Source organism: Acidovorax sp. M14 (assembly GCF_049331375.1).
GTDB lineage: Bacteria > Pseudomonadota > Gammaproteobacteria > Burkholderiales > Burkholderiaceae_C > Acidovorax.
The window spans coordinates 1,145,708-1,171,035 of sequence record NZ_CP186263.1 but is presented as its reverse complement, the minus strand read 5'-3'; the positions used below and the strand labels follow the sequence as shown (position 1 = coordinate 1,171,035).

The 25,328-nt window shown below is 61.5% G+C and carries 31 protein-coding genes and 3 tRNA genes; 22 read left to right on the top strand and 12 right to left on the bottom strand.

Features of this window, described 5'->3' with window-relative positions:
* The first annotated feature begins 12 nt into the window (after positions 1 to 12).
* The 5 genes from ACOYR4_RS05530 to ACOYR4_RS05510 all read left to right on the top strand — a co-directional run bounded on the left by ACOYR4_RS05530 (position 13) and on the right by ACOYR4_RS05510 (position 2,855).
* Positions 13 to 510: a GNAT family N-acetyltransferase gene (locus ACOYR4_RS05530; RefSeq protein WP_209817452.1), complete on the top strand. Its 498-nt coding sequence runs from the start codon at positions 13 to 15 to the stop codon at positions 508 to 510.
* 74 nt (positions 511 to 584) lie between these two features.
* Positions 585 to 1,283: an urease accessory protein UreE gene (ureE, locus tag ACOYR4_RS05525; protein ID WP_422848886.1), complete on the top strand. Its 699-nt coding sequence runs from the start codon at positions 585 to 587 to the stop codon at positions 1,281 to 1,283.
* Between the two features lie 11 nt (positions 1,284 to 1,294).
* Positions 1,295 to 2,005, top strand: a complete 711-nt coding sequence (locus ACOYR4_RS05520; protein WP_422848885.1) for an urease accessory protein UreF — start codon at positions 1,295 to 1,297, stop codon at positions 2,003 to 2,005.
* A gap of 62 nt (positions 2,006 to 2,067) precedes the next feature.
* A complete protein-coding gene (ureG, locus tag ACOYR4_RS05515) occupies positions 2,068 to 2,748 on the top strand; it encodes an urease accessory protein UreG (protein WP_209817458.1) in 681 nt (226 codons plus the stop codon).
* A 19-nt stretch (positions 2,749 to 2,767) separates the two neighbouring features.
* Positions 2,768 to 2,855: transfer RNA gene (locus ACOYR4_RS05510), tRNA-Ser, on the top strand.
* On the opposite strand, the gene ACOYR4_RS05505 is transcribed toward ACOYR4_RS05510, so the two are convergent.
* A complete protein-coding gene (locus tag ACOYR4_RS05505; protein WP_422848884.1) occupies positions 2,841 to 3,104 on the bottom strand; it encodes a hypothetical protein in 264 nt (87 codons plus the stop codon). The two genes, ACOYR4_RS05510 and ACOYR4_RS05505, sit on opposite strands and share 15 nt — an antisense overlap.
* A 235-nt stretch (positions 3,105 to 3,339) precedes the next feature.
* On the opposite strand from ACOYR4_RS05505, the gene ACOYR4_RS05500 reads away from it, so the two are divergent.
* From ACOYR4_RS05500 to ACOYR4_RS05450, 11 genes are all read left to right on the top strand, one after another.
* Positions 3,340 to 3,567 (top strand): hypothetical protein, encoded by a 228-nt coding sequence (locus ACOYR4_RS05500; RefSeq protein ID WP_422848883.1) that lies wholly within the window; start codon positions 3,340 to 3,342, stop codon positions 3,565 to 3,567.
* A 56-nt stretch (positions 3,568 to 3,623) separates the two neighbouring features.
* Entirely contained in the window at positions 3,624 to 4,535 is a 912-nt protein-coding gene (locus ACOYR4_RS05495) for a replication initiation factor domain-containing protein (RefSeq protein WP_422848882.1), read from the top strand.
* On the top strand, positions 4,532 to 4,837 hold the full coding sequence (locus ACOYR4_RS05490; RefSeq protein WP_146186009.1) for a hypothetical protein: 306 nt from the start codon (positions 4,532 to 4,534) through the stop codon (positions 4,835 to 4,837). Before ACOYR4_RS05495 ends, ACOYR4_RS05490 begins: the two co-directional genes overlap by 4 nt.
* Positions 4,837 to 5,067: a hypothetical protein gene (locus tag ACOYR4_RS05485; protein ID WP_422848881.1), complete on the top strand. Its 231-nt coding sequence runs from the start codon at positions 4,837 to 4,839 to the stop codon at positions 5,065 to 5,067. The genes ACOYR4_RS05490 and ACOYR4_RS05485 overlap by 1 nt, the downstream gene beginning before the upstream one ends.
* Positions 5,060 to 5,266, top strand: a complete 207-nt coding sequence (locus tag ACOYR4_RS05480; protein ID WP_422848880.1) for a hypothetical protein — start codon at positions 5,060 to 5,062, stop codon at positions 5,264 to 5,266. The genes ACOYR4_RS05485 and ACOYR4_RS05480 overlap by 8 nt, the downstream gene beginning before the upstream one ends.
* Before the next feature lie 3 nt (positions 5,267 to 5,269).
* The gene (locus ACOYR4_RS05475) at positions 5,270 to 5,527 is read left to right on the top strand and encodes a major capsid protein (RefSeq protein WP_422848879.1); all 258 of its coding nucleotides are present in this window, start codon (positions 5,270 to 5,272) and stop codon (positions 5,525 to 5,527) included.
* 618 nt (positions 5,528 to 6,145) lie between these two features.
* Positions 6,146 to 7,021, top strand: a complete 876-nt coding sequence (locus tag ACOYR4_RS05470) for a hypothetical protein (RefSeq protein ID WP_422848878.1) — start codon at positions 6,146 to 6,148, stop codon at positions 7,019 to 7,021.
* 3 nt (positions 7,022 to 7,024) lie between these two features.
* A complete protein-coding gene (locus ACOYR4_RS05465; RefSeq protein ID WP_422848877.1) occupies positions 7,025 to 7,324 on the top strand; it encodes a DUF2523 domain-containing protein in 300 nt (99 codons plus the stop codon).
* Positions 7,321 to 8,514: a zonular occludens toxin domain-containing protein gene (locus ACOYR4_RS05460; RefSeq protein WP_422848876.1), complete on the top strand. Its 1,194-nt coding sequence runs from the start codon at positions 7,321 to 7,323 to the stop codon at positions 8,512 to 8,514. The genes ACOYR4_RS05465 and ACOYR4_RS05460 overlap by 4 nt, the downstream gene beginning before the upstream one ends.
* 160 nt (positions 8,515 to 8,674) lie before the next feature.
* Entirely contained in the window at positions 8,675 to 9,121 is a 447-nt protein-coding gene (locus tag ACOYR4_RS05455; RefSeq protein ID WP_422848875.1) for a hypothetical protein, read from the top strand.
* Positions 9,118 to 9,696 (top strand): recombinase family protein, encoded by a 579-nt coding sequence (locus tag ACOYR4_RS05450; RefSeq protein ID WP_422848874.1) that lies wholly within the window; start codon positions 9,118 to 9,120, stop codon positions 9,694 to 9,696. The genes ACOYR4_RS05455 and ACOYR4_RS05450 overlap by 4 nt, the downstream gene beginning before the upstream one ends.
* Here the strand turns inward: ACOYR4_RS05450 and ACOYR4_RS05445 are convergent, their stop codons facing one another.
* Entirely contained in the window at positions 9,697 to 10,332 is a 636-nt protein-coding gene (locus ACOYR4_RS05445) for a hypothetical protein (RefSeq protein ID WP_422848873.1), read from the bottom strand. It lies immediately after the preceding gene.
* Positions 10,333 to 10,673: 341 nt separating this feature from the next.
* On the opposite strand from ACOYR4_RS05445, the gene ACOYR4_RS05440 reads away from it, so the two are divergent.
* A complete protein-coding gene (locus ACOYR4_RS05440) occupies positions 10,674 to 11,108 on the top strand; it encodes a hypothetical protein (RefSeq protein WP_422848872.1) in 435 nt (144 codons plus the stop codon).
* Positions 11,109 to 11,671: 563 nt separating this feature from the next.
* Here ACOYR4_RS05440 and ACOYR4_RS05435 read toward each other — a convergent pair.
* The gene (locus tag ACOYR4_RS05435; RefSeq protein WP_422848871.1) at positions 11,672 to 13,423 is read right to left on the bottom strand and encodes a diguanylate cyclase domain-containing protein; all 1,752 of its coding nucleotides are present in this window, start codon (positions 13,421 to 13,423) and stop codon (positions 11,672 to 11,674) included.
* 333 nt (positions 13,424 to 13,756) lie between these two features.
* Here ACOYR4_RS05435 and ACOYR4_RS05430 point away from each other — a divergent pair, with 333 nt between their 5' ends.
* Complete coding sequence (locus ACOYR4_RS05430; protein WP_422848870.1) at positions 13,757 to 14,101, top strand: I78 family peptidase inhibitor; 345 nt, start codon at positions 13,757 to 13,759, stop codon at positions 14,099 to 14,101.
* Positions 14,102 to 14,145: 44 nt separating this feature from the next.
* Here ACOYR4_RS05430 and hemW read toward each other — a convergent pair whose 3' ends face one another.
* The 5 genes from hemW to ACOYR4_RS05405 all read right to left on the bottom strand — a co-directional run bounded on the left by hemW (position 14,146) and on the right by ACOYR4_RS05405 (position 18,926).
* On the bottom strand, positions 14,146 to 15,396 hold the full coding sequence (gene hemW / locus ACOYR4_RS05425; RefSeq protein ID WP_422848869.1) for a radical SAM family heme chaperone HemW: 1,251 nt from the start codon (positions 15,394 to 15,396) through the stop codon (positions 14,146 to 14,148).
* A 13-nt stretch (positions 15,397 to 15,409) separates the two neighbouring features.
* Entirely contained in the window at positions 15,410 to 16,009 is a 600-nt protein-coding gene (rdgB, locus tag ACOYR4_RS05420) for an RdgB/HAM1 family non-canonical purine NTP pyrophosphatase (protein ID WP_056641312.1), read from the bottom strand.
* 49 nt (positions 16,010 to 16,058) lie between these two features.
* Positions 16,059 to 16,793, bottom strand: coding sequence for a ribonuclease PH (rph, locus tag ACOYR4_RS05415; RefSeq protein WP_110959658.1), 735 nt, complete (start codon positions 16,791 to 16,793; stop codon positions 16,059 to 16,061).
* A gap of 131 nt (positions 16,794 to 16,924) precedes the next feature.
* Entirely contained in the window at positions 16,925 to 17,827 is a 903-nt protein-coding gene (locus ACOYR4_RS05410) for a PP2C family protein-serine/threonine phosphatase (RefSeq protein ID WP_015012788.1), read from the bottom strand.
* An 82-nt stretch (positions 17,828 to 17,909) separates the two neighbouring features.
* Entirely contained in the window at positions 17,910 to 18,926 is a 1,017-nt protein-coding gene (locus ACOYR4_RS05405) for a serine/threonine protein kinase (RefSeq protein WP_015012787.1), read from the bottom strand.
* 90 nt (positions 18,927 to 19,016) lie between these two features.
* Between ACOYR4_RS05405 and ACOYR4_RS05400 the strand changes: the two genes are divergently transcribed.
* The 4 genes from ACOYR4_RS05400 to ACOYR4_RS05385 all read left to right on the top strand — a co-directional run bounded on the left by ACOYR4_RS05400 (position 19,017) and on the right by ACOYR4_RS05385 (position 23,173).
* Positions 19,017 to 19,919, top strand: a complete 903-nt coding sequence (locus tag ACOYR4_RS05400) for a YicC/YloC family endoribonuclease (protein ID WP_422848868.1) — start codon at positions 19,017 to 19,019, stop codon at positions 19,917 to 19,919.
* A gap of 36 nt (positions 19,920 to 19,955) precedes the next feature.
* Positions 19,956 to 20,576 carry a guanylate kinase gene (gene gmk / locus ACOYR4_RS05395; RefSeq protein ID WP_015012785.1) on the top strand — a complete coding sequence of 207 codons (621 nt, stop codon included), beginning with the start codon at positions 19,956 to 19,958 and terminating at the stop codon, positions 20,574 to 20,576.
* 16 nt (positions 20,577 to 20,592) lie between these two features.
* Positions 20,593 to 20,796, top strand: coding sequence for a DNA-directed RNA polymerase subunit omega (gene rpoZ, locus ACOYR4_RS05390; protein ID WP_005794722.1), 204 nt, complete (start codon positions 20,593 to 20,595; stop codon positions 20,794 to 20,796).
* A gap of 97 nt (positions 20,797 to 20,893) precedes the next feature.
* Positions 20,894 to 23,173, top strand: a complete 2,280-nt coding sequence (locus tag ACOYR4_RS05385; protein ID WP_015012784.1) for a RelA/SpoT family protein — start codon at positions 20,894 to 20,896, stop codon at positions 23,171 to 23,173.
* 73 nt (positions 23,174 to 23,246) lie between these two features.
* On the opposite strand, the gene greB is transcribed toward ACOYR4_RS05385, so the two are convergent.
* The 4 genes from greB to hrcA form a co-directional block, all read right to left on the bottom strand.
* Complete coding sequence (gene greB / locus ACOYR4_RS05380) at positions 23,247 to 23,813, bottom strand: transcription elongation factor GreB (RefSeq protein ID WP_422848867.1); 567 nt, start codon at positions 23,811 to 23,813, stop codon at positions 23,247 to 23,249.
* A gap of 79 nt (positions 23,814 to 23,892) precedes the next feature.
* Positions 23,893 to 23,969, bottom strand: a tRNA-Arg gene (locus tag ACOYR4_RS05375).
* A gap of 204 nt (positions 23,970 to 24,173) precedes the next feature.
* Positions 24,174 to 24,250 (bottom strand) — tRNA-Ile (locus ACOYR4_RS05370).
* Between the two features lie 50 nt (positions 24,251 to 24,300).
* Entirely contained in the window at positions 24,301 to 25,305 is a 1,005-nt protein-coding gene (gene hrcA / locus ACOYR4_RS05365) for a heat-inducible transcriptional repressor HrcA (RefSeq protein ID WP_015012782.1), read from the bottom strand.
* Between the last annotated feature and the right edge of the window lie 23 nt (positions 25,306 to 25,328).

Here is a 25,328-nt window from a genome sequence, read left to right as displayed (position 1 = left end):
CACTCCCCCACGATGAGCAGCTTGCTGGACAGCCTCTCCCTGCGCCTGGACGACCTGAGCGACCCGCGCATTGCCACCTTCATGGAAGAGCATCTGCAGGACATGCGCGCTACCTCGCCGCCCGAGAGCGTGCATGCGCTGGACATGGACCAGCTGCGCCGCCCCGATATCCGCTTCTGGACGGCATGGCTGCCGGACGCCACCGAACCCGCGCCCGGTCGGCTGGTGGGCACCGGCGCCCTCAAACACCTGAGCGCCGACCACGTCGAGCTCAAATCCATGCGTGCCGCAGAGTCCCTGCGCGGCCTCGGCGTGGGCCGAGCAATCCTTGAACACATCCTGGGCCAGGCCGTGGATCTGGGCTACCAGCGCATCAGCCTGGAAACGGGCACCCTGCCCTTCTTTGAACCCGCTCACCAGCTCTACCTGCGCTACGGCTTTACTGACTGCGCGCCGTTCGGCAGCTACCAGCTTGACCCCCACAGCCGGTACATGAGCCGCACGCTGTAGAGCCACCCGTGCCACCCCGCAGCCAAGGCCACAATGTGGACCTCGCCTTGCCGGCACCGAAATCCTCTCGCACCATGATCCAGGTCTCCAAACTCCTCCCCCAAGGCCAGGGCCTCGCGCCCGTCCTGCTCAAACGCGCCACCACCGTTGAACTGGACTGGGACGTGCGCCAGAAAAGCCGCTTTGCCGCTACCGACTCCGCCGGGCGCGAACTGGGCATCTTCCTGCCACGCGGCACGCTGGTGCGCGGTGGCGACGTGCTGGTGGCCGAAGACGGCTCCATGGTCCGCGTGATCGCTGCGCCGCAGCCTGTGCTGGTCATCACCCACTGCCAACACCACGGTACGCCGTTCGACCTGACCCGCGCCGCCTACCACCTGGGCAACCGCCATGTGCCCATCGAGCTGCAGCCCGACCACCTCAAGATCGAACCCGACCATGTGCTGGCCGACATGCTGCGCGCTATGCACCTGATCGTGACGGAACAGAACCTGGCGTTTGAGCCCGAAGGCGGCGCTTATGCCGCTGGGCATGGCGGCGGGCACAGCCATGGGGAACATGGACATGGAAAGGGGCACGACCATCACCATGGTCACGACCACTCCCATGACCATTCACATGGCCATACCCACGAACATGGGCATAGCCACGATCACAACCATGCAGTTGCCCCCGTTGCCCCCAGCGCAGTCCCTGCCCGTAGGCGCACCGTGTCCATCCCCGTGGTCGCCCAAGAGCATGTGCACGGCCCCGACTGCAACCACGACCACTGACTCCCCGCTCCATGCGCCTGGACCGCCCCACGCCCCTGCCCGCCGCCAGCTTCTTGCAGCTGATGTGGCTGGCCTCCCCCGCGCTGCCCGTGGGCGGGTTCTCGTATTCCGAAGGGCTGGAAAGCGCCATTGAAAACGCGAGCCTCGCCAGCGAAGCCGCCGTGGGCGACTGGCTGCTGGACCAGCTCCACATCACCCAGGCGCGTGGCGACATGGCCCTCATCGCCAAGGCCGTGGGTGCCTGGCGGCGCGGCGACATGGAGCATGTGAAAGAACTCAACGACTGGGTGCTGCACACCCGCGAGACGAGCGAGCTGCGCCTGCAGACCGAGCAAATGGGCCGCTCGCTGGCCGAATGGCTGCGCAACCAGTACCAGGGCGACGAAGCCCTGATGCCCGCCGTGCGCCACCTGGCCGCTCTGCCCCCCACCTACCCTGTGGCCTTCGCACTGGCCGCGTCGCCCACCCAGGCCAGCGTGCGCGAGGTGCTGCTGGCCTACGCCTTTGGCTGGGCCGAGAACATGGTGCAGGCCGCACTCAAATCCATGCAATTGGGCCAAAGCGCAGGCCAGCGCATCCTGGCCCGGCTGGCCGCCGCCATCCCGCTCGCCGCAGACCACGCCGCCAGCCTGATGGACAGCGAGCGCCAGGCGTTCTCGCCCATGCTCGCCATCCTCAGCGCGCAGCACGAAGTGCAATATTCAAGACTTTTCCGCTCCTAGCGCAAGCAATACAAGCGCAGGTAGCTATTTATTTAGTAGCAAATGACGCCACCACTAGCACCATGACCAACGCCCTGCACCACATCCCCAACCGCACCAAAAACCTGCCCCCCCTGCGCGTAGGCATCGGCGGCCCCGTAGGCTCCGGCAAAACCACGCTGCTGGAGATGCTGTGCAAGACCATGCGCGATGACTACGACCTCATCGCCATCACCAACGACATCTACACCAAGGAAGACCAGCGCCTGCTCACCGTCAGCGGCGCCCTGCCCGCCGAGCGCATCCTGGGCGTGGAAACCGGCGGCTGCCCCCACACCGCCATCCGCGAAGACTGCTCCATCAACCTCGAAGCCATCGACCGCATGCTGGGCGAGTTCCCCAACGCCGACATCGTGTTTGTGGAAAGCGGCGGCGACAACCTGGCCGCCACCTTCAGCCCCGAGCTGAGCGACCTCACCATCTACGTCATCGACGTGGCCGCTGGCGAAAAAATCCCCCGCAAGGGCGGCCCCGGCATCACCAAAAGCGACCTGTTCATCATCAACAAGACCGACCTGGCCCCCCACGTGGGCGCCAACCTGGATGTGATGCACGCCGACACCACCCGCATGCGCACCACCCCCCAGGGCCTCAAGCCGTTCGTGATGACCAACCTCAAGACCCTGACGGGCGTGGCCGACGTGGTGAAGTTCATCGAGACCCGGGGCATGCTGGAAAAGAAATCAGCCTCCGCAGTCAGCTAGAATTCGCGCCTTCCCTCCCGGAGACTTGGGTGAGTGGTTTAAACCAGCAGTCTTGAAAACTGCCGACGGGCAACCGTCCGTGAGTTCGAATCTCACAGTCTCCGCCATGCCTTGACGCGGCTTTTCAGCCGTGCAAGCAGCTCGCTTTCCTTCTCAGCCTCCATGGCCGCAATGGCCATCCAATGCTCGGGCTCTTCTCCCAATTCGATAGCAAAGTTTCCCGCAAGCACAGGGCTTAGACGGCCTTGCTTCTTAGCCTGCGAGAACGCGCTTGGCGTGATGTTGAACGTTCTTGCCCACGCTGCAGCGTTCTGACGTTCAAGTGCTTTCTCAAACAATTCCATGGTCTGGTTCATGTTCATAACCCCTCAACATTGAGAGGGTTTTAACAGATTCACATTGCCAGAGGGTTAACAGGGTCTCAACATTCAGACCGTCTCAACATTGAGTACTGAAGTTGGAGCCGCCATGACCTCAACCCCCCCAGTTTGTCCACCCCCAGCCACCAAAGGCGCTGCACGCGCTGTGGCGGCTCCTGCAGCGTCTGCGCTGGGGGTGTGCACCACCTACACCATCGACTGCCCTCCGGGCATGCTCCACGCCAGCAAGACCCGCAAGCGCTTCGCCAGCGTTTCCGCCTTCGATGGCTACATCGGTGAACTGCGGCGCGTCGGTCGGGTTGTTAATTTCCTTTCGCCTACTCACGCTGTCCTCGCACCTCTTGACTTCCCGAATGGCTCCGGGGTGCTGTTCATGTTCGCTGATGCAACGCCCACGGTGGGCGGCAAGCGAAGCGCCGCCGCCGGGGGTGTTGCATGAGCGATTTCATGGCCCCCCGTCCTGTAACACGGGGGGAAAGCCCGAAGGGCCAGCAGATGGCAAACATCGACTGGCTGAACTGCACATTTGCAGAGCCTGCAATGTCTGTCGAAGGCTTTGTGGCCTTGCTGGGCCGCATGCTGGGACGTCCAGTCTCTGGCATCGCTGATCGCGGCATGCTTGGGTTTGATAGCTCCGTAAAGCTGTTTGCGCGCCATGGCTCCCTGACCAGTCCCATCGGCTGCATTGCCTTCGGCGGTGAATCACAGCGCGGTCGCTGGCTGTTCCAGTTGACTGGCGGCGGCTGTCAATTCGTGCGCGATTGGGCGGGCCTTCGTGACTTGCTCGAAAGCCTCGATGCAAAGTTAACCCGCGTCGATTTGGCTGTCGATTTTCTCGAAGGCGAACACACCGTAGAGGAAGCCGTGACCCTGTATCAGACGGGCGGTTTTCAGCTGAGCGGGCGCCCACCGTCAAGCCGCCTTGATGGCGACTGGATCAACGGTTTGCAGGGGCGCACGCTGTACATCGGCAAAGCCCAAAACGGCAAGATGCTGCGCGTTTACGAAAAGGGCCGACAGCTTGGCGACCCCGATAGCCAATGGACCCGCTTTGAAGTCCAGCTAGGCAGCAGGGACCGCGTTATCCCCTTCGACGTTCTCACTGATCGAGACGCCTTTTTTGCTGGCTGCTATCCCGCCCTCGCCTCCTTCATTGATGAAGCTGCAGAGGTCATCCCAACGCTCACCAAGGGCGGCGAAGTCACTCTAGCCCATCTCGTCTATCACGCGAAGCGCTGCTACGGCAAGTTGTTTGGAACTCTGCTGGAACAGACCAACGCAACCAACGCCGATCTGGTCGAGGAAGTCCGCATTGTCGGTATCCCGCGCCGGGTCAATCTTTCCAGTCTGGCGGCTGGCGTTACGTGGGCCGACGTTCAGGCCCAACACCAAAGGGTATCGCTATGAGCAAAATGCAAATCGTAGGTTTCGAGGGTTCTTCTGGCGTTGGCAAGACCAGCGGCAAAGCCTATGCAATGGGCCAGATTCACACTCTGGCAACACTGGCCGAACCGTTCAGCGAGAACGGCATTTCCAAGGGTCAGATGGGCACCACCTACCGCTGCCCTCTCCCATTGGTCGAGAAGATCAAGCATCTGCAGCCACCCTTCGCCGCTGATGTGGACGTGCGCCCCGTCATGCGCTTTGGCAAGCGTGAAGACGAGGTCTTCGACATCCTGCCGCTCTCGACTGCTAAAGCCGCTGCGTGATGCCGCTCGATCTTTCAGCTATCAGCGATGTGCAGTTGCATCACTTCATGCTCGCAATTGCCACCATCGCGTTTCTCGCTGGCCTTGTTGGCGCATTCGTCCTGCACATCGCTCTAACCGCTGGCGAGTGGGTTGCCGCTCGCTTCATGGCCTGGGAGCAACGCGCAGAACGCATTGCCACTGCCCGCGCTCGCGCAGCGGCTCTTTCCAAGGCCATGCCACGTGGCTGACCCAACAGTCATCGAATGCACCACCGCCTGCACGGTCACGGTGGTGCATCAGATATCAGTCCCTCCCTTCAACCTCACGCTTGAAGAGGGGGCATCAATCGCCATTGCCATCGTGGCGGTATGGGCCGTTGGTCTTGCATTCCGCGAGTTCCACCGGGTCATCTTTGTCGATGGTTCTTCAACGAAAGAAAGTGAGTAACCCATGTCTCTGTTCCTCCGCGCAAAACAAGCCGGTGCCCGCTACGTCAAGAACAGCAAGCGCGTCGCTGCTGGTGCCGCAGTCATGGCGCTGGCGTCCGCGCCAGCCTTCGCGCAAACCGCACCCACTCAGCCCGATGTGACCGAAGCCGTGGCCTACATCCTCGGCACCATGGCCACGATCGCGCTGATCGGTAATGCCCGCCTGCTGGTCTCCGTGACCGTCAGCGTGTTCCGCTGGATTCGCGGCGCTGCGCGCTAACCGGCCTGTTCCGGTTCCCGGGGCTGCAGACCCGGGGCCTTTGCCAATAGGCGCGCGGTGTGCCTATCGTCAAGGGGTCTATATGGGCTTGTGGGTCATCGTCGCTGTGTTGGGGGCCGCATGGCTAATTTTTGCCGCCTGATCTTTGCGTTCCTTCTGGCGTTTCTCTCGTCCATGTCGCATGCGGCCTTCCCGATTCCTGCGGGTAGCACGGTCTACTATTTCCCGCCCCAGCAGACGACCGCTCAAGCGGGCACCCTTGCCGCAACGTGCCCCGCGTGGGTGGCCGTCATGGGCTCCAAGTATGTGTACGTGAACATCAGTCCGCCGGCTGGTTGCCTGTACACGCTTGAGGGTCGCGGCCCCTACACGCAGACGGCCTCCAGCTTCTATCAAGCAGGCACATGCCCCACTGGTTCTACGGCTCAGGGTGGGCAGTGTGTGTGCTCATCTGGATACGTGCAGTCTGGTAACTCATGCGTACCCTACGAGCCCGACAAAGACGCCTGCTTTAACTTCTCCGTCACTGGCACTCTCCCCGGTGGTGATTTGGTCATTGACTATCGCTATTCCGGTAACGTCCCTCACGGCAAACAGTTCTGTCTTCCTGTATCGGGCATGTCCAGCCCCAACAAAGGCTGCAAGGTCACATTTGATCGCGTCTTGTTTATGGACTATGGCAACGGCGTGTCTGTGTCCGAAGGGACGCTCTCAATGTCGCCAGATTCGAACCTCGTAGATCAAAGTTGCGACCTGTCGCCGTCCACAAATCCGCCACCCATAGAAAAATGCCCGAACGGGTACACCGGCAGCGTTAACGGCGTCGAGGTCTGCATAAACAAGGTGCCCGACTCCGGTGTCGGCGGCGAGACGGATTCCACCGAGGAAAACGACGGAACACAAACCCGTCGTGTAGAACGTGACAGCCGCACTGAGTGCAAGAACGGCAATTGCACCACCACGATAACGACCACCACCACCATCACCAACAACAGCACCGGGGCCAGCACCAGCAGCACAACGACCACCACCAGCACGAAACCCCAGGCAGGTTTCTGCCAGGAAAACCCTGGCTCCAAGCTCTGCAGCGATGGCAAAGATAAGGGTTCCTCGTTCGGTGGCACTTGTGCCAACGGCTTTACCTGCGAGGGCGACGCTATTCAGTGCGCCATGGCCCAAGAACAGCACCGCAGAGCCTGCAAGCTCTTTGACGATCAGACGCCAGAGTCACAGCTTTACAACGCGGAAAAGGGCAAAACAGGCAAGCGCACTGGCGATCTTCCCGGTAATGAGACTGTCGCGTTCGGTTCCAGCATGTACGACGCATCGAACATTCTCGGCCCTGGCACCTGCATATCTGATTTGCCGGTTGACGTTCTCGGCCAGACCGTTTCTCTGCCAATCAGTCAGATATGCCCACACCTTGCAACGCTTCGCCTCGCGCTGCTTGCTTTCGGTGCGCTCCTGTGGGTTCTCATCGTCTTTAGGGGGTAGGTCATGCCAGCATTTATCGCGGCGCTCATGGGAGCGCTCATCAACATCGCGGGCACGCTTGTAGGCCGCGTTCTGATCGCTCTTGGTATGAGCGTAGTAACGTTTACTGGCGTGTCCACAACGCTCGATTGGGCGAAGGGCAACGCAGTATCAGCGCTCTCTGCTCTTCCCGTTGAGGTCGTTGGCATGTTGTCGAGCATGGGCGTCGGTGAGTTCCTTTCCATCCTGCTGAGTGCTCTTGCCGCACGTATGACGCTGCAGGGCCTGACCGGTGGTACCGTCAAACGGTGGGTGCTCAAATGATGCGCTCCCTTCGTTTCCAGCGTGGCTACCTGTACCTGACGACAGGCGGTAACGGCGCGGGCAAAACGCTGATGACCATTTGGGATGTTCGTCAGCTCCAGGTGAAGACCGGACGGCCTGTGTTCTTCTGGGGCTTCGCTGCAAAGCAACCCCTACTCGATTTCGGTTGGAAGGAATTCGAACCAAGTGAGTGGGAGGCGTTGCCCGATGGCTCCATCTGTATCGTCGATGAGTGCCAAAAGGTCATGCCCACTCGGGCCACTGGTCAGCCCCCCGCTTGGATCGGAGCCCTGGCGCAGGACAACCGCAAACGCGGGTTTGACTTCTTCTTTATCACACAGCACCCGCTCAACATCGATAGCTTCGTCCGTCGCTTGATCGCTGCGCCTGCTTGGCATCGTCACTTCAAGGCGTCGATGCTGGGCGACGCGAGCAACGAATTGAAGTGGTCTGCGGTGAACGACCAGCCGCAAAAAGACGGCTCAGGCAAGAACGGCGAAGTAACCAGCCGCAAGTGGCCTCGCGAGGCTTTCGATTGGTACACCTCGACCAGCATGGATACCCGCAAAACCGGCATACCGCTCAAGGTCTGGAAGGGTGTCGGCGCGCTTGTGCTGGCGCTTGGCTGCGTTGGCTTCGTGGGCCATCAGCTCTACAGCATGACTACGAAGGGCGGCGGCTCTGGTGTCGCTTCGTCGCTCCCGTCCGTGCCTTCGGCCGCCGCACCCGCAAAGCAGGCCCCCAGTTCCAGCGGCCGCAACAGCGCAGAGCCTGCAAGCGTGGACGAATACCTAGCGGCTCGCACACCTCGCCTGAAAGACTTCCCGCACACTGCACCCGCCTACGATCAAGTCACTGCGCCCACTGTCGCGCCATATCCCGCCGCGTGTGTGCACATGGGCCCGCGATGTGAGTGCTACACCCAGCAGGCCACGCTGATGCAGGTCAGCATGCAAACCTGCCTGCAGGTGGTTAAGCGTGGCTTCTTCATGGACTGGAAGTCCGCACCACCTGCGGACACACAGCAGCCGCGCAACCCGCCCCAGATGGCCCAGCAAGTGGCACAAGCAGAGCCTGTTCGCACCGTGCCAGTGCCGATGCCTGCCGCTCCTACTGAGCCTCCGCAAAGCCAATACCTGCAGGGCCTGGCTGCCCGTAATGCTCAGGTGCGCTCCAGCTTGATGCAGTGAAGCCGCCTCTTCACTGTGAGACAACGGGGACCCAAACCGTAGACCTTGTGTCGCAGGTTTGGGGCGGGGGTATGGGGCCGCAGGGCACCATGGCAAACGGTCACATAACCCGTGCCCCTTGCCACTGCACACAGATACACTCATCGTAAGGAGGGAGAACATGAGCAGGCGTCCGTTTCAACCAGACGACGAAGACACCGGAACATTTTTGGTTGATGTATTCAAGATCGCCCTTGGCGTATTTATTGGCGGGCTTGCTGCTGCCTTCACCTACGAAGCAATACTGGCGTACCGTGCTGAGGAAGCAATCCGCAAAGCCTCTGCAGAGATAAAGGCCCAGAACGCACGCACCAACGCCGAAATCGCCAAGCAGAACGAACTTAACCAGCAGGCCAGAGAAGAACAGCGCCAGCGCGCCGAGAGTCTGCGCGCTGCTCAGGCCATGGAGGCTCGTCTAGAGTCCGAACGACGACAGCGGAAAGAAGACGCATGGGCCAAATTCCATCAGCCTTCTCCTAACTGCAAACTGGACTCAGGCACCGCCGCGTGCGCCAATGAATACATGGCCGCTCGCAAGCGCTTTGAGAGCCAGTACGTAGACCGTTGACCGTCTACGGATACGCGCGCGTTTCCACCACCGAGCAGAACACCGCTGTACAGCTCGCGGCATTCAAACGCGCAGGAATCAAACACGTTGTACAGGAAAAGCGCAGCGGCGTAGCGCGGCGCCCTGAGCTGCTGGCCCTTCTCGCAAAGCTCCGCCCAGGTGACGTGCTGGTGGTCTACAAGCTGGACCGCCTATCCCGCAGCCTGCGGGATCTACTGCGACTCTGCGAGTCCTTAGAACATGCCGGTGTCTCGTTCCGCAGCCTCACGGAATCAATCGACACCAGCTCTCCCGCAGGCCGCATGTTCTTCCACATGCTGGGCGCTTTCGCAGAGTTCGAAAGAGCCATGATCCGCGAGCGTTGCGCCGCAGGATTTGAGGCCGCAAGGGCCAGAGGTCAGAAGTTCGGGAGGGCACGCTCCATGCCCGAAAAAACCGAAGCGAAGCTGGTCCGCATGTACCTGTCAGGCAACTACACCATGCAGGCCCTTGCGGACCACTTCGATGTCCACACCTCCAGCGTAAAGCGCGCAATTTATCGCGTCACTAAGCCCGCTCACAGTAGCCTCAAGTAACTAGCTTATTTGGGCAAGCATGCCTGCCACAAGACCGATAACAAGGAATCCAATAAACGCTATTAATTGAGCTTTACCCCACACCAATTGATTCACTACATTGATAGCAGCATTTTTATAACTAGCACCGTTAACACTCTCGTTTTCCACAAAAGCTTTCCTCATAGATCGAGGAAAGATCGCCGCCATTTCTTTTACTATCCTTGACCTATCCGGGCGCATGTCGACAGCTATTCCGTATTTTTCGGAAAGCCTTTGGAGTTCTTGTTTTTCAGATTCATACTTTTCTTTCAGCTCTTTGCCTTTGGCAAACGCTTCAGAACCCGTCGCGTGTCCCGATCTCGCTGAGACACCATAAATTTTTGCCACGGCACCACAACAGACTGACAAAATTAGCGCTGCACTGCATCCCAGATATCCATTCACGCCTGTGTAGGGGACTATCTTCTCTGCATTCGTGACCATAAAGGCACCCGTCGCAGCCGTTCCTAAGAGAAGCCAAGTACTGAAGACATCAAAGGGTTCAGACGCTTTCACCACGGTCGAGAACATAGCTTCGACCGCATCCAATTCGATTCTTGATTTGAGCTCCTCGCTCAGCTTCTGCATTTCCTTTGTTACGTTCCAGTTTGTCATCGTCCGACCGCCTGTAAGTCATATTTTGCGGACTATAGCGAGAAGACCTTCTTTTTCCACGTCATCACACTGCACAACGCGCTTTTTTGTTGCTGGGTTTTTTGGTTCGAAAACCACAGTCTCCGCCAGTTCTTGGCCCGGCACAGTTCTAACCGCGAGATGTGCGCCCAGGCCCACACGGCAACATGTCTGTTGCCGAAAGCCCTCCCCCAACTCGGTTCACAAGAACACGTCTGCCCCCTAGACTGTGTTTCGCTGGGCATTGCCGCATCCATGGGCAGGATGGAGGAGTTGGTGTGAGCCAGCTGCCTGAAGTGGTCGGCTATTTCGAGGAGTGAAAGATGTTGTCGTCCGCCCTCTACGCCTCGTTCTTCTTCACGGTGGCGCTGCTGGTCACCACCGCCTACTTCTTGATGGGTGGCCTGCCGCTTCTCACGCTGAAACATGACACCCCACTGGACGCGCGTTTCGTTCGGGGGTTCTTCAACGTGTACTACCGTGCAGCGTTCTGGACGTCACTGGGGGCGTTTGTCAGCTACGCGCTTTGGGGCAGGTATCCCTTTGCCCTCGGCGTGGCGGCCAATGCCTGCGTCGTCTCGCTGCTGCGCAAGCACTTGCTGCAGGCCATGCAGCAGCTCGGCGCAAAGATCGAGGCCAGCAGCGACGGGGCGATTCAGCACTTTCGTCGTGTGCATACGGCAGCGCTCTGCGTCAATCTGGTTCAGCTGGTGGCCATCGTCTGGGGGCTGCTGTGGCTGTCCCGGCAGCTCAGATAAAAGTCTCGGTAGCGAGCCAGGCCACCCCTGCGCTCTGCGTGCAGCCTTCTTTCTACCTCGCCAGTCCCGCTCCCTGCGGTGCAATCGGGGTCAAATCTTCTGGGCGGCACACCTCTTCGCTGTGCGCCAACCGAATCCACAGACCGGTGCGTTTGATGATGACGTAGTCCACGCTCACCGTTCTGCCTTTGTAGAGAAATTGCGTGCCGGGTTTGTACAGAATCATTCTTGTGATGTAGCGCGCTGGGATGGCTGGGTGATGACGGCATCGCCCGTACCGCAATGGTGCCGACAGATGGACACGGAGGCTTTGCGGCTCGGCAAAAGGCCTACGGCGCAGTCGCTTTTTCATCCCTGTGTTGATGCCTTAGGGCGGGCAAAAAAAAGCCCGCAAATTGCGGGCTGAACACTTGCGCGATGCAAGCGGGAGGGATGTCGAGGGGATCGACGGACCAATGTTAGGACGGTGACTACTGAGGCCATGTAGGACAGGACCCATTCCTCCAAGCTCTGTCGATCAGCAGAAGGGAGGGGTATGGATTCAGTACCCGAGCTATCGGCGCTTATGTTCCGTAAATCCTTGCGCAGCCCCGCCCCGTGGCCTTGGCCAGGTACATCGCGGAATCGGCCTTGCGCAGGAGTTCTTCGGCCTCGGTGCCGTCGCCGGGCGACAGGACAATGCCGATGGACGCGCCGATTTGCAGCGCGTGCGCTTCGATCTCGGTGGGCTGGCCCAGGGCTTGCACCAGACGGTCGGCCAGGCGGTACGCGCTGTCACCGTCCGATACCCCCCGCTGCAGCAGCGCGAACTCATCACCGCCCAGGCGCGCCACCACATCGTCCTCGCGCGCGGCCTGCGTCAGTTGCCGGGCCACCCACACCAGCAACTGGTCACCCACGGCGTGCCCGTAGCGGTCATTGACGGGTTTGAACCCATCCAGATCCACGTACAAGACTGCGAAACCACGGCCCGACCGGTGCACGTCGGTGGCTGCGGCCTGCAATGCTTGCAAAAAGGCGGTGCGGTTGAGCAAGCCCGTCAGGCCGTCGTGCTCTGCCACATGGCGGATCTGCTGCTCGGCCTGCTTGCGCTGGGTGACGTCGGTGAAGGTGCGCAGCGCGCCGCCGCCTTTGATCGGCACGGTCTGGACCTCCAGGATGCGGCCGTCGGGCCGGGGACGGTCATACACCTGGGGCTGATCGACCCCGCCATTGCTGTGCCGCAGCAGGTCCTGCACTTCTTGCGATGCGCCCTGGAACTCGCCACGAGCCCGCAGGTAGGCCAGCACATTCACCAGCGTGGGCTTGGACGCCATCAGCTCGGCTGGCAGGTCCAGCAGTTCCATGGCCCGCCGGTTGCACAGCTCGACCACCCCCGTGGCGCTGATCTTCGCCACGCCCTGGTCCATGTGCTCCAGCGTGGCTTCGAGCAGGATGGATTTCTCCCGCAATTGCGCCTCGCTGTCGCGGGCGCTGCGTTCGGCCTGCGCCAGCAAGCGCTGCTGGCGCTTGAGCTCGGTGATGTCCACATGGGCGTAGAACACGGTGCCGTCGCTGCCCTGCTTGGCGATGACGCGGCTCCAGCGGCTGCGTGGCAAGGGCACTTCAAACGGTGCCCCCGCAAAACGCATGTGCTCCTGCAGGGTCGATAGCCCGTCGTAAAACGGTGCCATGTCGCCCTCGCCCCCGACGGACCATGCATGGCGGTACACCTCGTCAAACGCCAGGCCCACTGCGGCAGCGCGGTCCGGCAGGTGGTACATCTGCATGAAAGGCTGGTTGACCCACTGGATGCGCTGGTCTTCAGCGCAGATCATCAGCCCATCGGGAATGCGGTCAAACAGCTCGGTGCTTTCGATCAGTGGACTGCGCAGGTAGCCGGGTTCGTGGATGTCGCCGCTAGACTGCGCAGCCATGTCAGTGGATGCGCTCTGAGCCGTTAGCGCCTCGGCACGCCACACACGCACCCGCCCCACGCCATCGATGGGCAACGACGACACATGGACGCGCAGCCCCCGGTGCTCAAAGCTGTAAGGCCGGGTCTGTGCCCGGTGCCGCTCGACCCCGGCCGTGATGTAGCGCTCGATGTTGGGCAGCTCCTGGGCATCCAGCCGCTGGGTGTAGAAGCGGCGCAGATTGGCCTCGTAGGGCTCGCCTACGTACACATGCCCCGCGTGCTCTGGAAAGAACTTGAAGAAGGTGCTGTTCCAGGCCAGCGTGCGGTCGCTGTCGTCAAACGCACAGAGCGCCACGTCCAGACCATCCAGGGTGTCGCCCAGGGCACGGATGAGGCGAAGGCGGGAATCGTCAGGCATGGTCAGAAGGTTCGGTACGGCGACGTCGACACAGGCCCGCGCATCACGCAGCCCCAGATGGCACGGGCCCGCCGCTGCCAACACACAATGGCGGACGCTCCATTGTGCGGAACCGTACTTACGGCAACCCGTCGAGGAGTGGTGGCCCCGCGACCAGTTGGTGAGCATGTTGCCCTTACGCAACACATCTTGATACAAGTCCAGAATCCGCTACATGGAGGCGGATGCAGGCAACAGCCCGTTACGGCTGGAAACCGGCCCATGTTGCTACGGAAACCCCATGGCACCTGCATTCCGCTATGGTGGGTGTTTTGAACTCAGGAGCCCGCTGCCATGATGAAGAAGACCCGCACCCCTTTTGCCGTCGCCTGCTGCCTGGCCCTGGGAGCGGCCGTCACCGGTTGCGCGGGTTATGGGCAGACACCCGCGCTGTCGGCAGGCTCCGCTCCCGCAGGGTCTGGGTCACCCCCCGCCAGCGTGTGCAACGCCCAGCCCGCACAGTTCGTCGTGGGGCAAAACAGTACCGCATCGGTCGTAGAGTCTGCACGCCAGCGCTCCGGCGCGCAGACGGCGCGCATCCTGCGCCCCGGGCAGATCATCACCAAGGAATACGACACTCAGCGGCTGAACCTCGAAGTGGACGGCACCGGCCGCATCCTCGCTGCAAAGTGCGGCTGAGCGGAGGTTGCGCTGCCGATGAGGGGTGACTGAAACCCGCGCGGTCAGTCCGCCAGAAACAGTTCCTGCAGATCGCTCAGAAAGTCAAAACCCCGCTCGGTAGGCCGCACGCGCGCCATGTCGCGTTCGATCAGGCCCTTGCGCTCGGCTGCTTCGAGCCCCTTGGCGATCGCGGTCAGCGGCAGGCCTGTGCGGGCCATGAAGTCCTGCAGCGCAAAGCCCTCGCGCAGGCGCAGGGCGTTGAGCATGTACTCAAACGGCAGATCGGCGCGGCGCACCTCGTCGTCCTGGGCCACGGCATGGCCCGCCAGGGCGTTGTCCATGTAGCGCGCCGGGTCCCGAAAGCGCACCTGCCGTACCACGCGGTGGGCAAAGCTCAGCTTGCTGTGCGCGCCCGCGCCGATGCCCAGATAGTCGCCAAACTGCCAGTAGTTGGTGTTGTGAAAACACTGGTGGCCCGGCTGCGCGTAGGCCGAGATTTCGTAGCGGGTCATGCCCGCCTGGCCCGTCATCTCGGTGATGCGGTCGAGCATGGCGTAGGCCTGATCGTCCTCGGGGATGGCCGGGGGGAACTTGGCGAAGTAGGTGTTGGGCTCGATGGTGAGGTGGTAGATGGAGATGTGCGGCGGCTTGAAGGCCAGCGCGGTCTGCAGGTCCTGCTCCAGTTCTGGCAGCGTCTGGCCCGGCAGCGCATACATGATGTCGAGGTTGAAGGTGTCGAAGGCCGCAGCAGCCTCCTCCACCGCCGCCATCGCCTGGGCGCGGTCGTGCACGCGGCCCAGGGCCTTCAGGTGCTGGTCGTTGAAGCTCTGCACCCCCACCGACAGGCGGGTAACGCCCGCCGCACGGAAGGCGCGAAACCGGTCTGTCTCGAACGTGCCGGGGTTGGCCTCCATCGTGATCTCGCAATCGGGCTCCAGCCGCAGGCGGGCGCGGATGTCGCCGATCAGCCGGTCGATGGCTGCGGGCGAGAACAGGCTGGGCGTGCCGCCACCGATGAAGATGCTGTGCACGGACCGCCCCCAGACCAGGGGCAGCCCCGCCTCCAGGTCGGCCATCAGGGCGTCGATGTAGCGCTGCTCGGGCACCTCGCCGCCGGTGCTGGCACCCGCGCGGAATTCATGCGAGTTGAAGTCGCAGTACGGGCATTTTTTGAGGCACCAGGGCAGGTGCACGTACAGCGACAACGGTGGCAGGCTGGGCAGCTGCAGCAGGCCCGGGCGCATGTAGTGCTGGATGTCGCGCACCACCGCTGGCTCTGTGTCACCCTGGGGCGTGATCGGGATATGAACCACGGTCAGCGCCCTTCTACAACCAGCGCTCGCGCATCAATGCCAGCATCTGCGCGGCCGAGCGGCCCCGGTGGCTGTGTGCGTTTTTCACCTCCACGGGCAGCTCGGCAAAGGTCTTCCCGAACTCGGGGATGAACATCACGGGATCGAAGCCAAAGCCGTTGCTACCCCGGGGTTCGGTGGTGATCTCGCCCACCACGCGGCCCACGGCGATCAGCGGCTCGGGATCTTGCGGGCTGCGCACGGCGACCAGGGTGCTGACCATGGCGGCGCGGCGGTTGGTCACACCTTGCAGCTGCTCCAGCAAGGCACGCACGTTGTTGTCATCGCTTTTCTCGTAGCCGAACTGGGTGCAGTAATACGCCGTGTCCACACCGGGCAGGCCGCCAAAGGCATCCACGCACATGCCGGCATCGTCGGCCAGCGCGGGCAGGCCTGTGTGCTCCGACGCAAACCGTGCCTTGGCCAGGGCGTTTTCGACAAAGGTGCGGAAGGGCTCCTCGGCCTCGCCCACGCCCAGATCGGCTTGGCGCACCAGCTCCACGCCCAGGGGCGCAAACATGGCCTGCAACTCGGCCAGTTTGCCGCGGTTGTTGGATGCTAGAACAATTTTCATGGTCAAAATGGCCACAAGCGATAGTGGAATAAGCGCCAGCAGCTATCAATTAAGGAGTATTTTGCAACGCCTGCTGTTGCAGCTGCACCAGTTGGGCAATGCCCTGTTCGGCCAGGCCCAGCAGCTGGTCCATCTCGGCGCGGGTAAAGGCCACGCCCTCGGCCGTGCCCTGCACCTCCACATAGTGGCCCGCGCCGGTCATCACCACGTTCATGTCGGTGTCGCAATCCACGTCTTCCACATATTCCAGGTCCAGCAGCGGTGTGCCCTGCACGATGCCGACAGAGATCGCCGCCACGGGTTGCAGCAGGGGCGACTGGGTGATCTTGCCGCTGCCCAGCAGCTGGTTGACCGCATCCTGCGCAGCCACCCAAGCGCCGGTGATGGCGGCGGTGCGCGTGCCACCATCGGCCTGGATCACATCACAGTCGAGCTGGATGGTGCGCTCGCCCAGCAGCTTCAGATCAAACACGGCGCGCAGGCTGCGGCCAATCAGGCGCTGAATCTCTTGCGTGCGGCCTGTCTGCTTGCCCCGCGCGGCCTCGCGGTCGCTGCGGGTGTGGGTGGCGCGGGGCAGCATGCCGTATTCGGCCGTGACCCAGCCTTCGCCACTGCCGCGCTTGTGCGGGGGCACGCGCTCTTCCACCGAGGCGGTGCAAAGCACCTTGGTGTTGCCAAACTCGATCAGCACCGAACCCTCGGCGTGCATGGTGTAGTGGCGGGTGATGCGCACAGGACGCAGTTGGTTGGCGGCGCGGTTGCCGGTGCGAATGAAAGTGGTCATGGTTCGTGGGTGTTCAGAAAATGCCTTCCAAGCGTCGCCCAATGCGCACGCCAGAAAACGGAACGGTTCAACTGACAGGCATCAGCCCAATGCACGAGGCTGCGCAGCCTCAGCCGGGCCTATCACGTCCCTCAGGCTTTGCGGGCCGCAGAGCGGCGAATCGCCTCGTTGATTTCGGCAATCGAGCGCTCGATGGCCGCATCGTCCAGGTCATCCACCAGCCCATCGAGCGGACCGGCCTGGATGGTGGAGGCGAACACGTCGTCGCTGATGCTGTCGGTGGAAACGCCTTGGGTGGACTCGAACGCATCCGGCGTCTCCCACTCCAGGGCCACCACCGTCACGTTGTCGCTGCTGTCCCCGGCTTTGCGCAAGGCGTCTTCCACCAGCTCGGGCACGGCATGCGATACGGTGTTGCGGCCCAGCTGCTTGGCGATTTCGTCGTCGCTGAGCGTGCCCCAGAGGCCGTCAGAGCACAACAGGATGCGGTCGCCCTGCTCCAGGTACACCGGGCCAGTGATGTCGTAGATGGGCTTGGTGGGCGAGCCCAGGCAGGTGAACAACACATTGCGGTTGATGCGCTCCAGCCCGGGCGGCGGCGTGTTGCGCAGTTCCATGTACGAGTGGTCCCGCGTGCGGGTCAGCAGGTCGCCATCGCGCACCATGTACAGGCGCGAATCGCCGCAGTGGATCCAGGTGGCGGTACCGGCCTGCAACACCGCCGCAACCAGGGTGGTGCGCGGGGTGTCGAGCATGCCTTTCTCTGTGGCGTAGCGCAGGATCTGGTGGTGCGCCGCGAGCAGCGCACCGGACAGGAACTCCTGCACATCCTTGAGCTGGGGCTTGGCCTGGCGCTGGAACAACGCCGAGATGGTCTGCAGCGCGATCTGCGCAGCCACTTCGCCCTCGGGGTGGCCGCCCATGCCGTCGGCCAACACAAACAGACCCGATTCGCGCGTGTAGCAATAGCCCATGCGGTCTTCGTTCTTCTCGCGGCCGCCGCGGCGGCTGATCTGGAATACCGAGAACTTCATAAGGACTCACGCAAACAAGGATGCACCGGGGCGCCATCCATGGACACATGCCTCGCCCGAACCTGCATTGCGTGTGCCTGGTTCATTTGGGCTTGGCTCCGATTCCGGTGGCTTCACCCACCTTCTGCACATTCTTCTTGGTGTCAGACACCAGGGTGTCGAGCTGCAGCCGCATCTTCTCGGCCACGGTGAGCTTGGTGTAGCGGCGCTCCCCTTCGCGGCTGAGCTCCTTTTGCAAGGCAAACACCGACTGGGGGCGGGACAGAGGGTCGAGCGCCATGCACCACTCGACGACCTCGATCAGGTTGTCGGAATACACACCGCGCAGCTTGGTCAAGGCCAGCGACAGACGGTCCTTGTCCACCCGCTGCGGTGCCTCGTTGGGCGGGAAGCCCTGCATGCAGGCATAGATGCAGGCGCCGATGGCGTAGATATCCGTCCACGGCCCCATCTGCGAATCGCGCCGGTACATCTCGGGCGCTGCAAAGCCGGGGGTGTACATGGGGCGGATGAAATTGCCTTCCTTGCTCAGCACTTCACGCGCCGCGCCGAAGTCGATCATCACGGCCTTGTTGTCGTCGGTGATGAAGATGTTGGCGGGTTTGATGTCCAGGTGCAGCATCTTGTGCTGGTGCACGATGCGCAAACCGCGCAGCACCTCGTCGAACAGCGAGCGGATGGTGGACTCGCGGAACACCTTCTGGGTCTTGAGGTCGCGGGCGGTGATGATGAAGTCCTGCAGGGTCGCGCCCTCCAGGTAGTTCATCACCATGTAGACGGTTTCGTTCTCGCGGAAGAAATTGAGCACGCTCACCACCGAGGCGTGCGAGATCTGCGCCAGCGAGCGGCCCTCTTCAAAAAAGCTCTTGAGCCCCAGGCGGTACAGCGAGAGCTTTTCGGGCGGCACCTTGGGCAGAAGCTCGCCGGGAGCGCGGGTCGCGAGGGATGAGGGAAGGTATTCCTTGATGGCGACCTGCTGGCCTTCGGCGTCGAGGGCCAGATAGACCACTCCAAAACCACCGGAGGACAACCGGCGCACCACACGGTAGCCGCCAATTGCGGTATCGGGCGGCAAGGGGGCCGGTTTGATTTTTGACATATTTTGCGAAGATGATTCGGGGGTAAGGCGGAACCCGGATAATCGCCGGATCGCAAGCAACCATCAAAAAGTCCAATGGCAGTTTACAGCATGACCGGATACGCCAGCGCACAGCATGGCGCATCTGCCACTGGCGCTGAAACCGACGCCCGCGCCCCCCAGACGCGCAGGCTGGGACTGGAAATCCGATCCGTCAACAGCCGCTTTCTGGACCTGTCATTCCGTCTGCCCGACGAGCTGCGCGCCCTGGAGCCCACGCTGCGCGCCCTGCTCACAGCGCGCCTGAAGCGCGGCAAGGTCGAAGTGCGGGCGGCCCTCGACAGCGACGATGGCAACAGCCTGCAAGACCCACCCGCCAGGCTGCTGCAGCGCCTGAACTCTCTGCAAGACTCCGTGCGGGCCTGGCTGCCCAGCGCGGCGCCCCTCACTGTGGCGGACGCCTTGCGCCTGTGCGCCAACGCACACTCGGGCAGCGAAGACTGGAGCGAGGCCGTTCCAGCCCTGGCCGAAGAAGCCCTGACCGCCTTGCTGGCCGCACGGGAGCGCGAAGGCAAGCGCCTCGCGACCATGCTGCTGGATCGCGTCAAGCAGTTGCGGGCCTTGGCCGCACAGGCCGTCCCCATGGTTCCGCTGCTGGTGGAGCAGCAACGCCAGCGCTTCATGGAGCGCTGGAAAGAGGCGATGGCCCTCACCGATGGATCCACGCTGCCCGAGGCCGCCCGTGACCGCGCGTTGACCGAAGCCACCGCCTTTGCCATCCGCATCGACGTGGCCGAAGAGATCACGCGGCTGGATTCGCACCTGGACGAAATTGAGCGCCTGCTGAAAAAAGGCGGCGAAGTGGGCAAGCGCCTCGACTTCCTGATCCAGGAGCTGCACCGCGAAGCCAACACGCTGGGCTCCAAATCTGCCGCGCTCGACCTTACCCGCATCAGCGTGGACATGAAGGTGCTGATCGAGCAGATGCGCGAGCAAGTGCAAAATATCGAATAACACTCATTTTTTGATAGCGCCTGGCGCACATCAACCATGGACTATCCTGGAAATCTCATCGTAGTGGCAGCCCCCAGTGGTGCCGGCAAGTCCAGCCTGGTCAAGGCACTGCTGGAGCTGGATTCGCACGTTCACCTCTCGGTCTCACACACCACCCGCGCCCCGCGCGGCCAGGAGAAACACGGCCGCGACTACTACTTCGCGTCGCAATCTGAGTTTGACGCGATGGTGCAGAGCAATGCCTTCGTGGAGTGGGCGCATGTGCACGGCAACCGCTACGGCACCTCCAAGAAGGCCATCGAAGAGCGCATTGCCCAGGGCTCGGATGTGATCCTGGAAATCGACTTCCAGGGTGCACTGCAGATCAGGGAAGCCTTCGCCAACGCCGTGCTGGTCTTCATCCTGCCGCCCAGCTGGGAAGAGCTGCGCTCTCGCCTGGAGCGGCGCGGTGAGGACACGCCAGAGGTGATCGAAGTCCGCCTCAAGAATGCAGCCGAAGAGATGGCGCAGGTCAGCAAATTCGACTTCGTTATAATCAATGAATTGTTTGAGCGCGCGCTTTTCGACCTGAAAGCCGTAGTTCACGCCCAGCGACTCAAGTACGCCGCCCAGCGCCGCGCCCGTGCTGACACCTTCCAGTCGCTCAATATCACCTGAATCCCCGGAGTAAACGATGGCACGCATCACCGTAGAAGACTGTCTGGAAAAGATCCCCAACCGCTTCCAGCTCGTGCTGGCCGCCACGTACCGCGCTCGCATGCTGAGCCAGGGCCACGCTCCCCGCATTGAAAGCCGCAACAAGCCGGCGGTGACCGCCCTGCGTGAGATCGCCGAAGGCAAAGTGGGCCTGGAGATGCTCAAGAAGGTTCCCGGTTGAACGTTTTTCAGGGCAAAGCCCATCCAAAAGCACCGCGCCAGCGGTGCTTTTTTTTGCCCAAAAGTCCTCTGGCGCTGTCCCGCGCTACATTTAAGGCATGAACGCGGTGCTCAACTCACCTTCTGCAACGCAGCCCCGGCCCGGTGAACCGGCCCCGACAGGCAATCTTTCGGCAGCCGCTGCGGCCGCCAATGCGGCTGCGGCCAGCTTCGCCGCGCTGACCGACAGCCTGGACTACCTGGACGCCACCAGCATCGAACAGGTGCGCCAGGCGTACCGCTTCGCCGACGAAGCCCACCTGGGGCAATTGCGTAACAGTGGCGAGCCCTACATCACCCACCCCATTGCGGTCGCCGCACAGTGCGCGGCGTGGAAACTTGATGCCCAGGCGCTGATGGCGGCGCTGTTGCACGACGCCATGGAAGACTGCGGTGTGACCAAGGCCGACCTGATCGACCGGTTTGGTGCCCCCGTGGCCGAGCTGGTGGACGGCCTCACCAAGCTGGACAAGCTCCAGTTCAACACCCGCGAAGAGAACCAGGCCGAGTCGTTTCGCAAAATGCTGCTGGCCATGGCGCGGGATGTGCGCGTCATCCTCATCAAACTGGCCGACCGCACCCACAACATGCGTACGCTGTCGGACATGCCGCGCAGCAAATGGGGCCGCATCTCGTCCGAGACGTTGGAAATCTATGCCCCCATCGCCCACCGCCTCGGCCTGAACCAGACCTACCGCGAACTTCAGGACCTGGCCTTCCGGCACCTGCACCCCTGGCGCTACGCCACCCTGGCCAAAGCGGTCAACAAATCCCGCAACCGCCGGCGCGATCTGGTTCAAAAAGTGCAGGCGGAAGTGGATGCCGCCTTTTCCAAGATCGGTATGAAGGTGCGCTTGGCTGGGCGCGAGAAAACGCTGTACGCCATCTATCAAAAGATGGACCTCAAGCACCTGAGCTTTGCCCAGGTGACGGACATCTACGGCTTTCGGGTCATTGTGCCCACCGTGACCGATTGCTACACGGCCCTGGGTGTTTTGCACCAGATGTACAAGCCGGTGCCCGGCAAGTTCAAAGACCACATCGCGATTGCCAAGCTCAACGGCTACCAGTCGCTGCACACCACGCTGGTTGGCCCCTCGGGCGTGAACATCGAGTTTCAGATGCGCACCGACGAGATGCATGTGATTGCCGAAGCTGGCGTGGCAGCGCACTGGCTGTACAAGGCCCAGGACGGAGAAGGCACTGCCGCAGAACGCTTGGGAACCAAGTGGCTGCAGTCCTTGCTGGACATCCAGAACGAAACGCGGGATGCGGCGGAGTTCTGGGACCACGTCAAGGTGGACCTGTTTCCCGATGCGGTGTATGTCTTCACGCCCAAGAGCCAGATCATGGCCTTGCCGCGTGGTGCCACGGTCGTGGATTTCGCGTACGCGATTCACAGCAATGTGGGCGACCGTACCACCGCTGCAAAAATCAACAATGAGCAGGTTCCGCTGCGCACGGAACTGAAAAACGGTGATGTGGTCGAGATCATTACTGCCCCGGTCTCCACACCTAACCCTGCGTGGCTGGGTTTTGTGCGTACGGGCCGTGCGCGGTCTAAGATCCGTCACTACCTCAAGACCTTGGCCCAAACCGAGTCCGAAGGGCTGGGCGAAAAACTGTTGACCCAGGCGATTCGCGCGGAGGGCCTCGAACAACTGCCCCCCGTCAACGCCGAGACCCAACCGCTGTGGGACAAACTGCTGCGCTTTACCGGCAACCGCACGCGCAGCGAGCTGATGACCGATCTGGGTCTGGGCAAACGCATTGCCAGCATCGTCGCCAAACGGCTCATGGTGTTGATGTCAGAGCATGGCCACCGTCCGGACGCCCTGCTCATGACCCGTGAGCGCTACACATCCCACGAGAACCTGTCGCAAGGAGCCGTCACGCTGGACGGTAGCGAGAATGCTTCCGTGCAATACGCCACCTGCTGCCGCCCCGTGCCAGGCGACAGCATCGTCGGTTATCTGGGCCGCGGTGAGGGGCTGGTCGTGCACAACGCACATTGCAGTGTTGCCAAACGGCTTCAGCATAAAGACAGCGAACGGTTCATTGCCGTGGACTGGTCGGACGAGCCCACTCGCATGTTCGAAACGGGCGTGGTCGTCACTGTGAACAACGGCAAGGGGGTGCTGGCGCGCGTGGCGGCAGAGCTTGCCAATTCAGAGGCAGACATCACCCATGTGGATATGGACGATGAGGCAGCCCTGGACACCACGGATTTGCGGTTCATCGTGGCGGTTCGTGACCAAGCCCACCTTGAGCTGGCATTGCGCAACCTGCGGCGTACGCAGGCGGTGCTGCGGGCGGCAAGAATCACGCCGCAGCCCTGACACCGCAACACGGAGCATCAAGCTCCAAGTTCTCTGGAATTGGCACACGGACTGCCGCTTGTGCGCAAACAGGCTATGTGGCGGCGCTCCGAGGTGGGTACTGCACCTCCACCACCTCCAAATGGCGCACCCCGCCCGGCGTAGGCAGTTGCACCTCATCCCCAACGCGAGCCTTCAACAGAGCCCGCGCCACAGGCGAAATCCAGCTGACTTGACCCATACGACTGTCAGCCTCGTCGATGCCCATGATGGTGATCGTGCGCTCACCGTCCTCATCGTCGGAGTATGTGACGGTGGCCCCAAAGAACACCTGTTCACTGCCCGCATGCAACCTGGGGTCCACTACTTCGGCGATCTCGAGCCGCTTGGTCAAAAAACGGATGCGCCGATCAATTTCGCGCAGACGCTTCTTGCCATAGAGGTAGTCGCCGTTTTCAGACCGGTCTCCGTTGCTGGCCGCCCAGTGCACCACATCCACGATCTTCGGCCGCTCGTTGTCGATGAGATCCAAAAGCTCTGCCCTCAGGCGTGCATAGCCTGAAGGGGTGATGTAGTTTTTGCCACCCGGCGGCAAAGGAGGCAGTGCCAATCCTTCGTCATCGTCAGCGCTATCGGTTTCCTTGGTAAAAGCCTTGCTCATCGCCAGAACTCTCCAATCAGCGCAAAGCGCTTGGGCAAATGAAAAAGCCTGCAATCTTGCGATTGCAGGCTTTAAACATTGGTGCGGCTGGCAGGAATCGAACCCACGACCCCTTGGTTCGTAGCCAAGTACTCTATCCAGCTGAGCTACAGCCGCTAAGCTTTGAATTATAGCATGATTTCTTGGTGACCCTTGAAATTTGCTTTTTTCCGATTGCTTTCCTGAGTCAGGCACCGCAAACAGACAGTCAATTCAACGCAAGCCGAGATTGTAATGCACGATGAAGGCTCCAAAAACAAACTGAGCGATTTGGATCACAAAACACGTCATTTGTTGATGGGCCCGCCCTGCAAGCGAGGGTGGTAGGGCGTGTTGGACTTGAACCAACGACCAAAGGATTATGAGTCCTCTGCTCTAACCAACTGAGCTAACGCCCCCAGCCATGCTCCAGCGCTATACAACGGGGCAAGCGCCATATTGTAGGGGCTTACTTGCGGTGACTGAGTGCGTTGGACACCAGCTTGGAGGTAATGTCCACGATCTGGATCATGCGGTCGTATGGCATGCGCGTAGGACCAATCACACCCAAAGTCCCCACCACCTTGCCGTCCACCTCATAAGGGGAGCTGACGATCGAGAGCTCTTCAAAAGGCACGACCTGGCTCTCGCCGCCGATGTAGATGCGCACCCCTTCCGCTTGGCTTGAGATATCCAGAAGGCGAAGGATCTGCGTCTTCTGCTCGAACAAGTCGAATGCCCTGCGCAGGTTACCCATGTCGCTGGAGAAATCACTGACGGAGAGCAGGTTGCGCTCGCCAGAAATTACCACCTCGTCCTGCGCCTCGGAGAGTGCTTCCGAACCTACGTTGACTGCTGCTTGCATGAGCGATGCGATCTCTCCGCGCAGCACATCGACCTCGGACTTCAAACGCTCTCGCACCTGCTCCATTGCGAGCCCGGCGTAATGTGCATTCAGAAAGTTGGAGGCTTCGACCAGTTGCGACTGAGAGTGATCCACCTCGGTGAAGATCACACGATTCTGTACGTCACCTTCCGGCGACACGATGATGACGAGAAAGCGCTTTTCAGAGAGTCGCAGGAACTCTATGTGACGAAATACGGAAGTACGCCGAGGAGCCATCACCACACCGACGAACTGGGAGAGGTTGGACAGCAGCTGTGCGGCGTTGGCGATGACCTTTTGGGGCTGCTCCGGAGCCAACTGCGCTGGCATGACCGACTCACGCTGCACCGTCAGCATCGTGTCCACAAACAAACGGTATCCACGCGCGGTGGGAATGCGGCCTGCGGAGGTATGTGGACTCGCAATCAGGCCCAGTTCTTCCAGGTCCGCCATGACGTTCCGAATCGTAGCAGGCGACAAATCCAGGCCAGACGCACGAGAAAGCGTCCGCGATCCCACGGGTTGCCCATCAGCGATGTAACGCTCGACCAGGGCTTTCAGCAACAACTTGGCACGGTCATCGAGCATGGAATGATTTTAATGATGTAATT

What these genes read in the sequence shown, in the direction of transcription:
- ureG (WP_209817458.1), top strand. Translation starts at nt 2,068, where the DNA reads ATGACCAACGCCCTGCACCACATCCCCAACCGCACCAAAAACCTGCCC.
- ACOYR4_RS05530 (WP_209817452.1), top strand. Translation starts at nt 13, where the DNA reads ATGAGCAGCTTGCTGGACAGCCTCTCCCTGCGCCTGGACGACCTGAGC.
- ACOYR4_RS05385 (WP_015012784.1), top strand. Translation starts at nt 20,894, where the DNA reads ATGAACGCGGTGCTCAACTCACCTTCTGCAACGCAGCCCCGGCCCGGT.
- ACOYR4_RS05465 (WP_422848877.1), top strand. Translation starts at nt 7,025, where the DNA reads ATGCCAGCATTTATCGCGGCGCTCATGGGAGCGCTCATCAACATCGCG.
- ACOYR4_RS05435 (WP_422848871.1), bottom strand. Translation starts at nt 13,423, where the DNA reads ATGCCTGACGATTCCCGCCTTCGCCTCATCCGTGCCCTGGGCGACACC.
- gmk (WP_015012785.1), top strand. Translation starts at nt 19,956, where the DNA reads ATGGACTATCCTGGAAATCTCATCGTAGTGGCAGCCCCCAGTGGTGCC.
- ACOYR4_RS05455 (WP_422848875.1), top strand. Translation starts at nt 8,675, where the DNA reads ATGAGCAGGCGTCCGTTTCAACCAGACGACGAAGACACCGGAACATTT.
- ACOYR4_RS05495 (WP_422848882.1), top strand. Translation starts at nt 3,624, where the DNA reads ATGGCAAACATCGACTGGCTGAACTGCACATTTGCAGAGCCTGCAATG.
- ACOYR4_RS05445 (WP_422848873.1), bottom strand. Translation starts at nt 10,332, where the DNA reads ATGACAAACTGGAACGTAACAAAGGAAATGCAGAAGCTGAGCGAGGAG.
- greB (WP_422848867.1), bottom strand. Translation starts at nt 23,813, where the DNA reads ATGAGCAAGGCTTTTACCAAGGAAACCGATAGCGCTGACGATGACGAA.
- rdgB (WP_056641312.1), bottom strand. Translation starts at nt 16,009, where the DNA reads ATGAAAATTGTTCTAGCATCCAACAACCGCGGCAAACTGGCCGAGTTG.
- rph (WP_110959658.1), bottom strand. Translation starts at nt 16,793, where the DNA reads ATGACCACTTTCATTCGCACCGGCAACCGCGCCGCCAACCAACTGCGT.
- ACOYR4_RS05505 (WP_422848884.1), bottom strand. Translation starts at nt 3,104, where the DNA reads ATGAACCAGACCATGGAATTGTTTGAGAAAGCACTTGAACGTCAGAAC.
- ACOYR4_RS05440 (WP_422848872.1), top strand. Translation starts at nt 10,674, where the DNA reads ATGTTGTCGTCCGCCCTCTACGCCTCGTTCTTCTTCACGGTGGCGCTG.
- ureE (WP_422848886.1), top strand. Translation starts at nt 585, where the DNA reads ATGATCCAGGTCTCCAAACTCCTCCCCCAAGGCCAGGGCCTCGCGCCC.
- ACOYR4_RS05410 (WP_015012788.1), bottom strand. Translation starts at nt 17,827, where the DNA reads ATGAAGTTCTCGGTATTCCAGATCAGCCGCCGCGGCGGCCGCGAGAAG.
- ACOYR4_RS05485 (WP_422848881.1), top strand. Translation starts at nt 4,837, where the DNA reads ATGCCGCTCGATCTTTCAGCTATCAGCGATGTGCAGTTGCATCACTTC.
- ACOYR4_RS05470 (WP_422848878.1), top strand. Translation starts at nt 6,146, where the DNA reads ATGTCCAGCCCCAACAAAGGCTGCAAGGTCACATTTGATCGCGTCTTG.
- hrcA (WP_015012782.1), bottom strand. Translation starts at nt 25,305, where the DNA reads ATGCTCGATGACCGTGCCAAGTTGTTGCTGAAAGCCCTGGTCGAGCGT.
- ACOYR4_RS05475 (WP_422848879.1), top strand. Translation starts at nt 5,270, where the DNA reads ATGTCTCTGTTCCTCCGCGCAAAACAAGCCGGTGCCCGCTACGTCAAG.
- ACOYR4_RS05400 (WP_422848868.1), top strand. Translation starts at nt 19,017, where the DNA reads ATGACCGGATACGCCAGCGCACAGCATGGCGCATCTGCCACTGGCGCT.
- ACOYR4_RS05490 (WP_146186009.1), top strand. Translation starts at nt 4,532, where the DNA reads ATGAGCAAAATGCAAATCGTAGGTTTCGAGGGTTCTTCTGGCGTTGGC.
- rpoZ (WP_005794722.1), top strand. Translation starts at nt 20,593, where the DNA reads ATGGCACGCATCACCGTAGAAGACTGTCTGGAAAAGATCCCCAACCGC.
- ACOYR4_RS05520 (WP_422848885.1), top strand. Translation starts at nt 1,295, where the DNA reads ATGCGCCTGGACCGCCCCACGCCCCTGCCCGCCGCCAGCTTCTTGCAG.
- ACOYR4_RS05460 (WP_422848876.1), top strand. Translation starts at nt 7,321, where the DNA reads ATGATGCGCTCCCTTCGTTTCCAGCGTGGCTACCTGTACCTGACGACA.
- ACOYR4_RS05405 (WP_015012787.1), bottom strand. Translation starts at nt 18,926, where the DNA reads ATGTCAAAAATCAAACCGGCCCCCTTGCCGCCCGATACCGCAATTGGC.
- ACOYR4_RS05500 (WP_422848883.1), top strand. Translation starts at nt 3,340, where the DNA reads ATGCTCCACGCCAGCAAGACCCGCAAGCGCTTCGCCAGCGTTTCCGCC.
- ACOYR4_RS05430 (WP_422848870.1), top strand. Translation starts at nt 13,757, where the DNA reads ATGATGAAGAAGACCCGCACCCCTTTTGCCGTCGCCTGCTGCCTGGCC.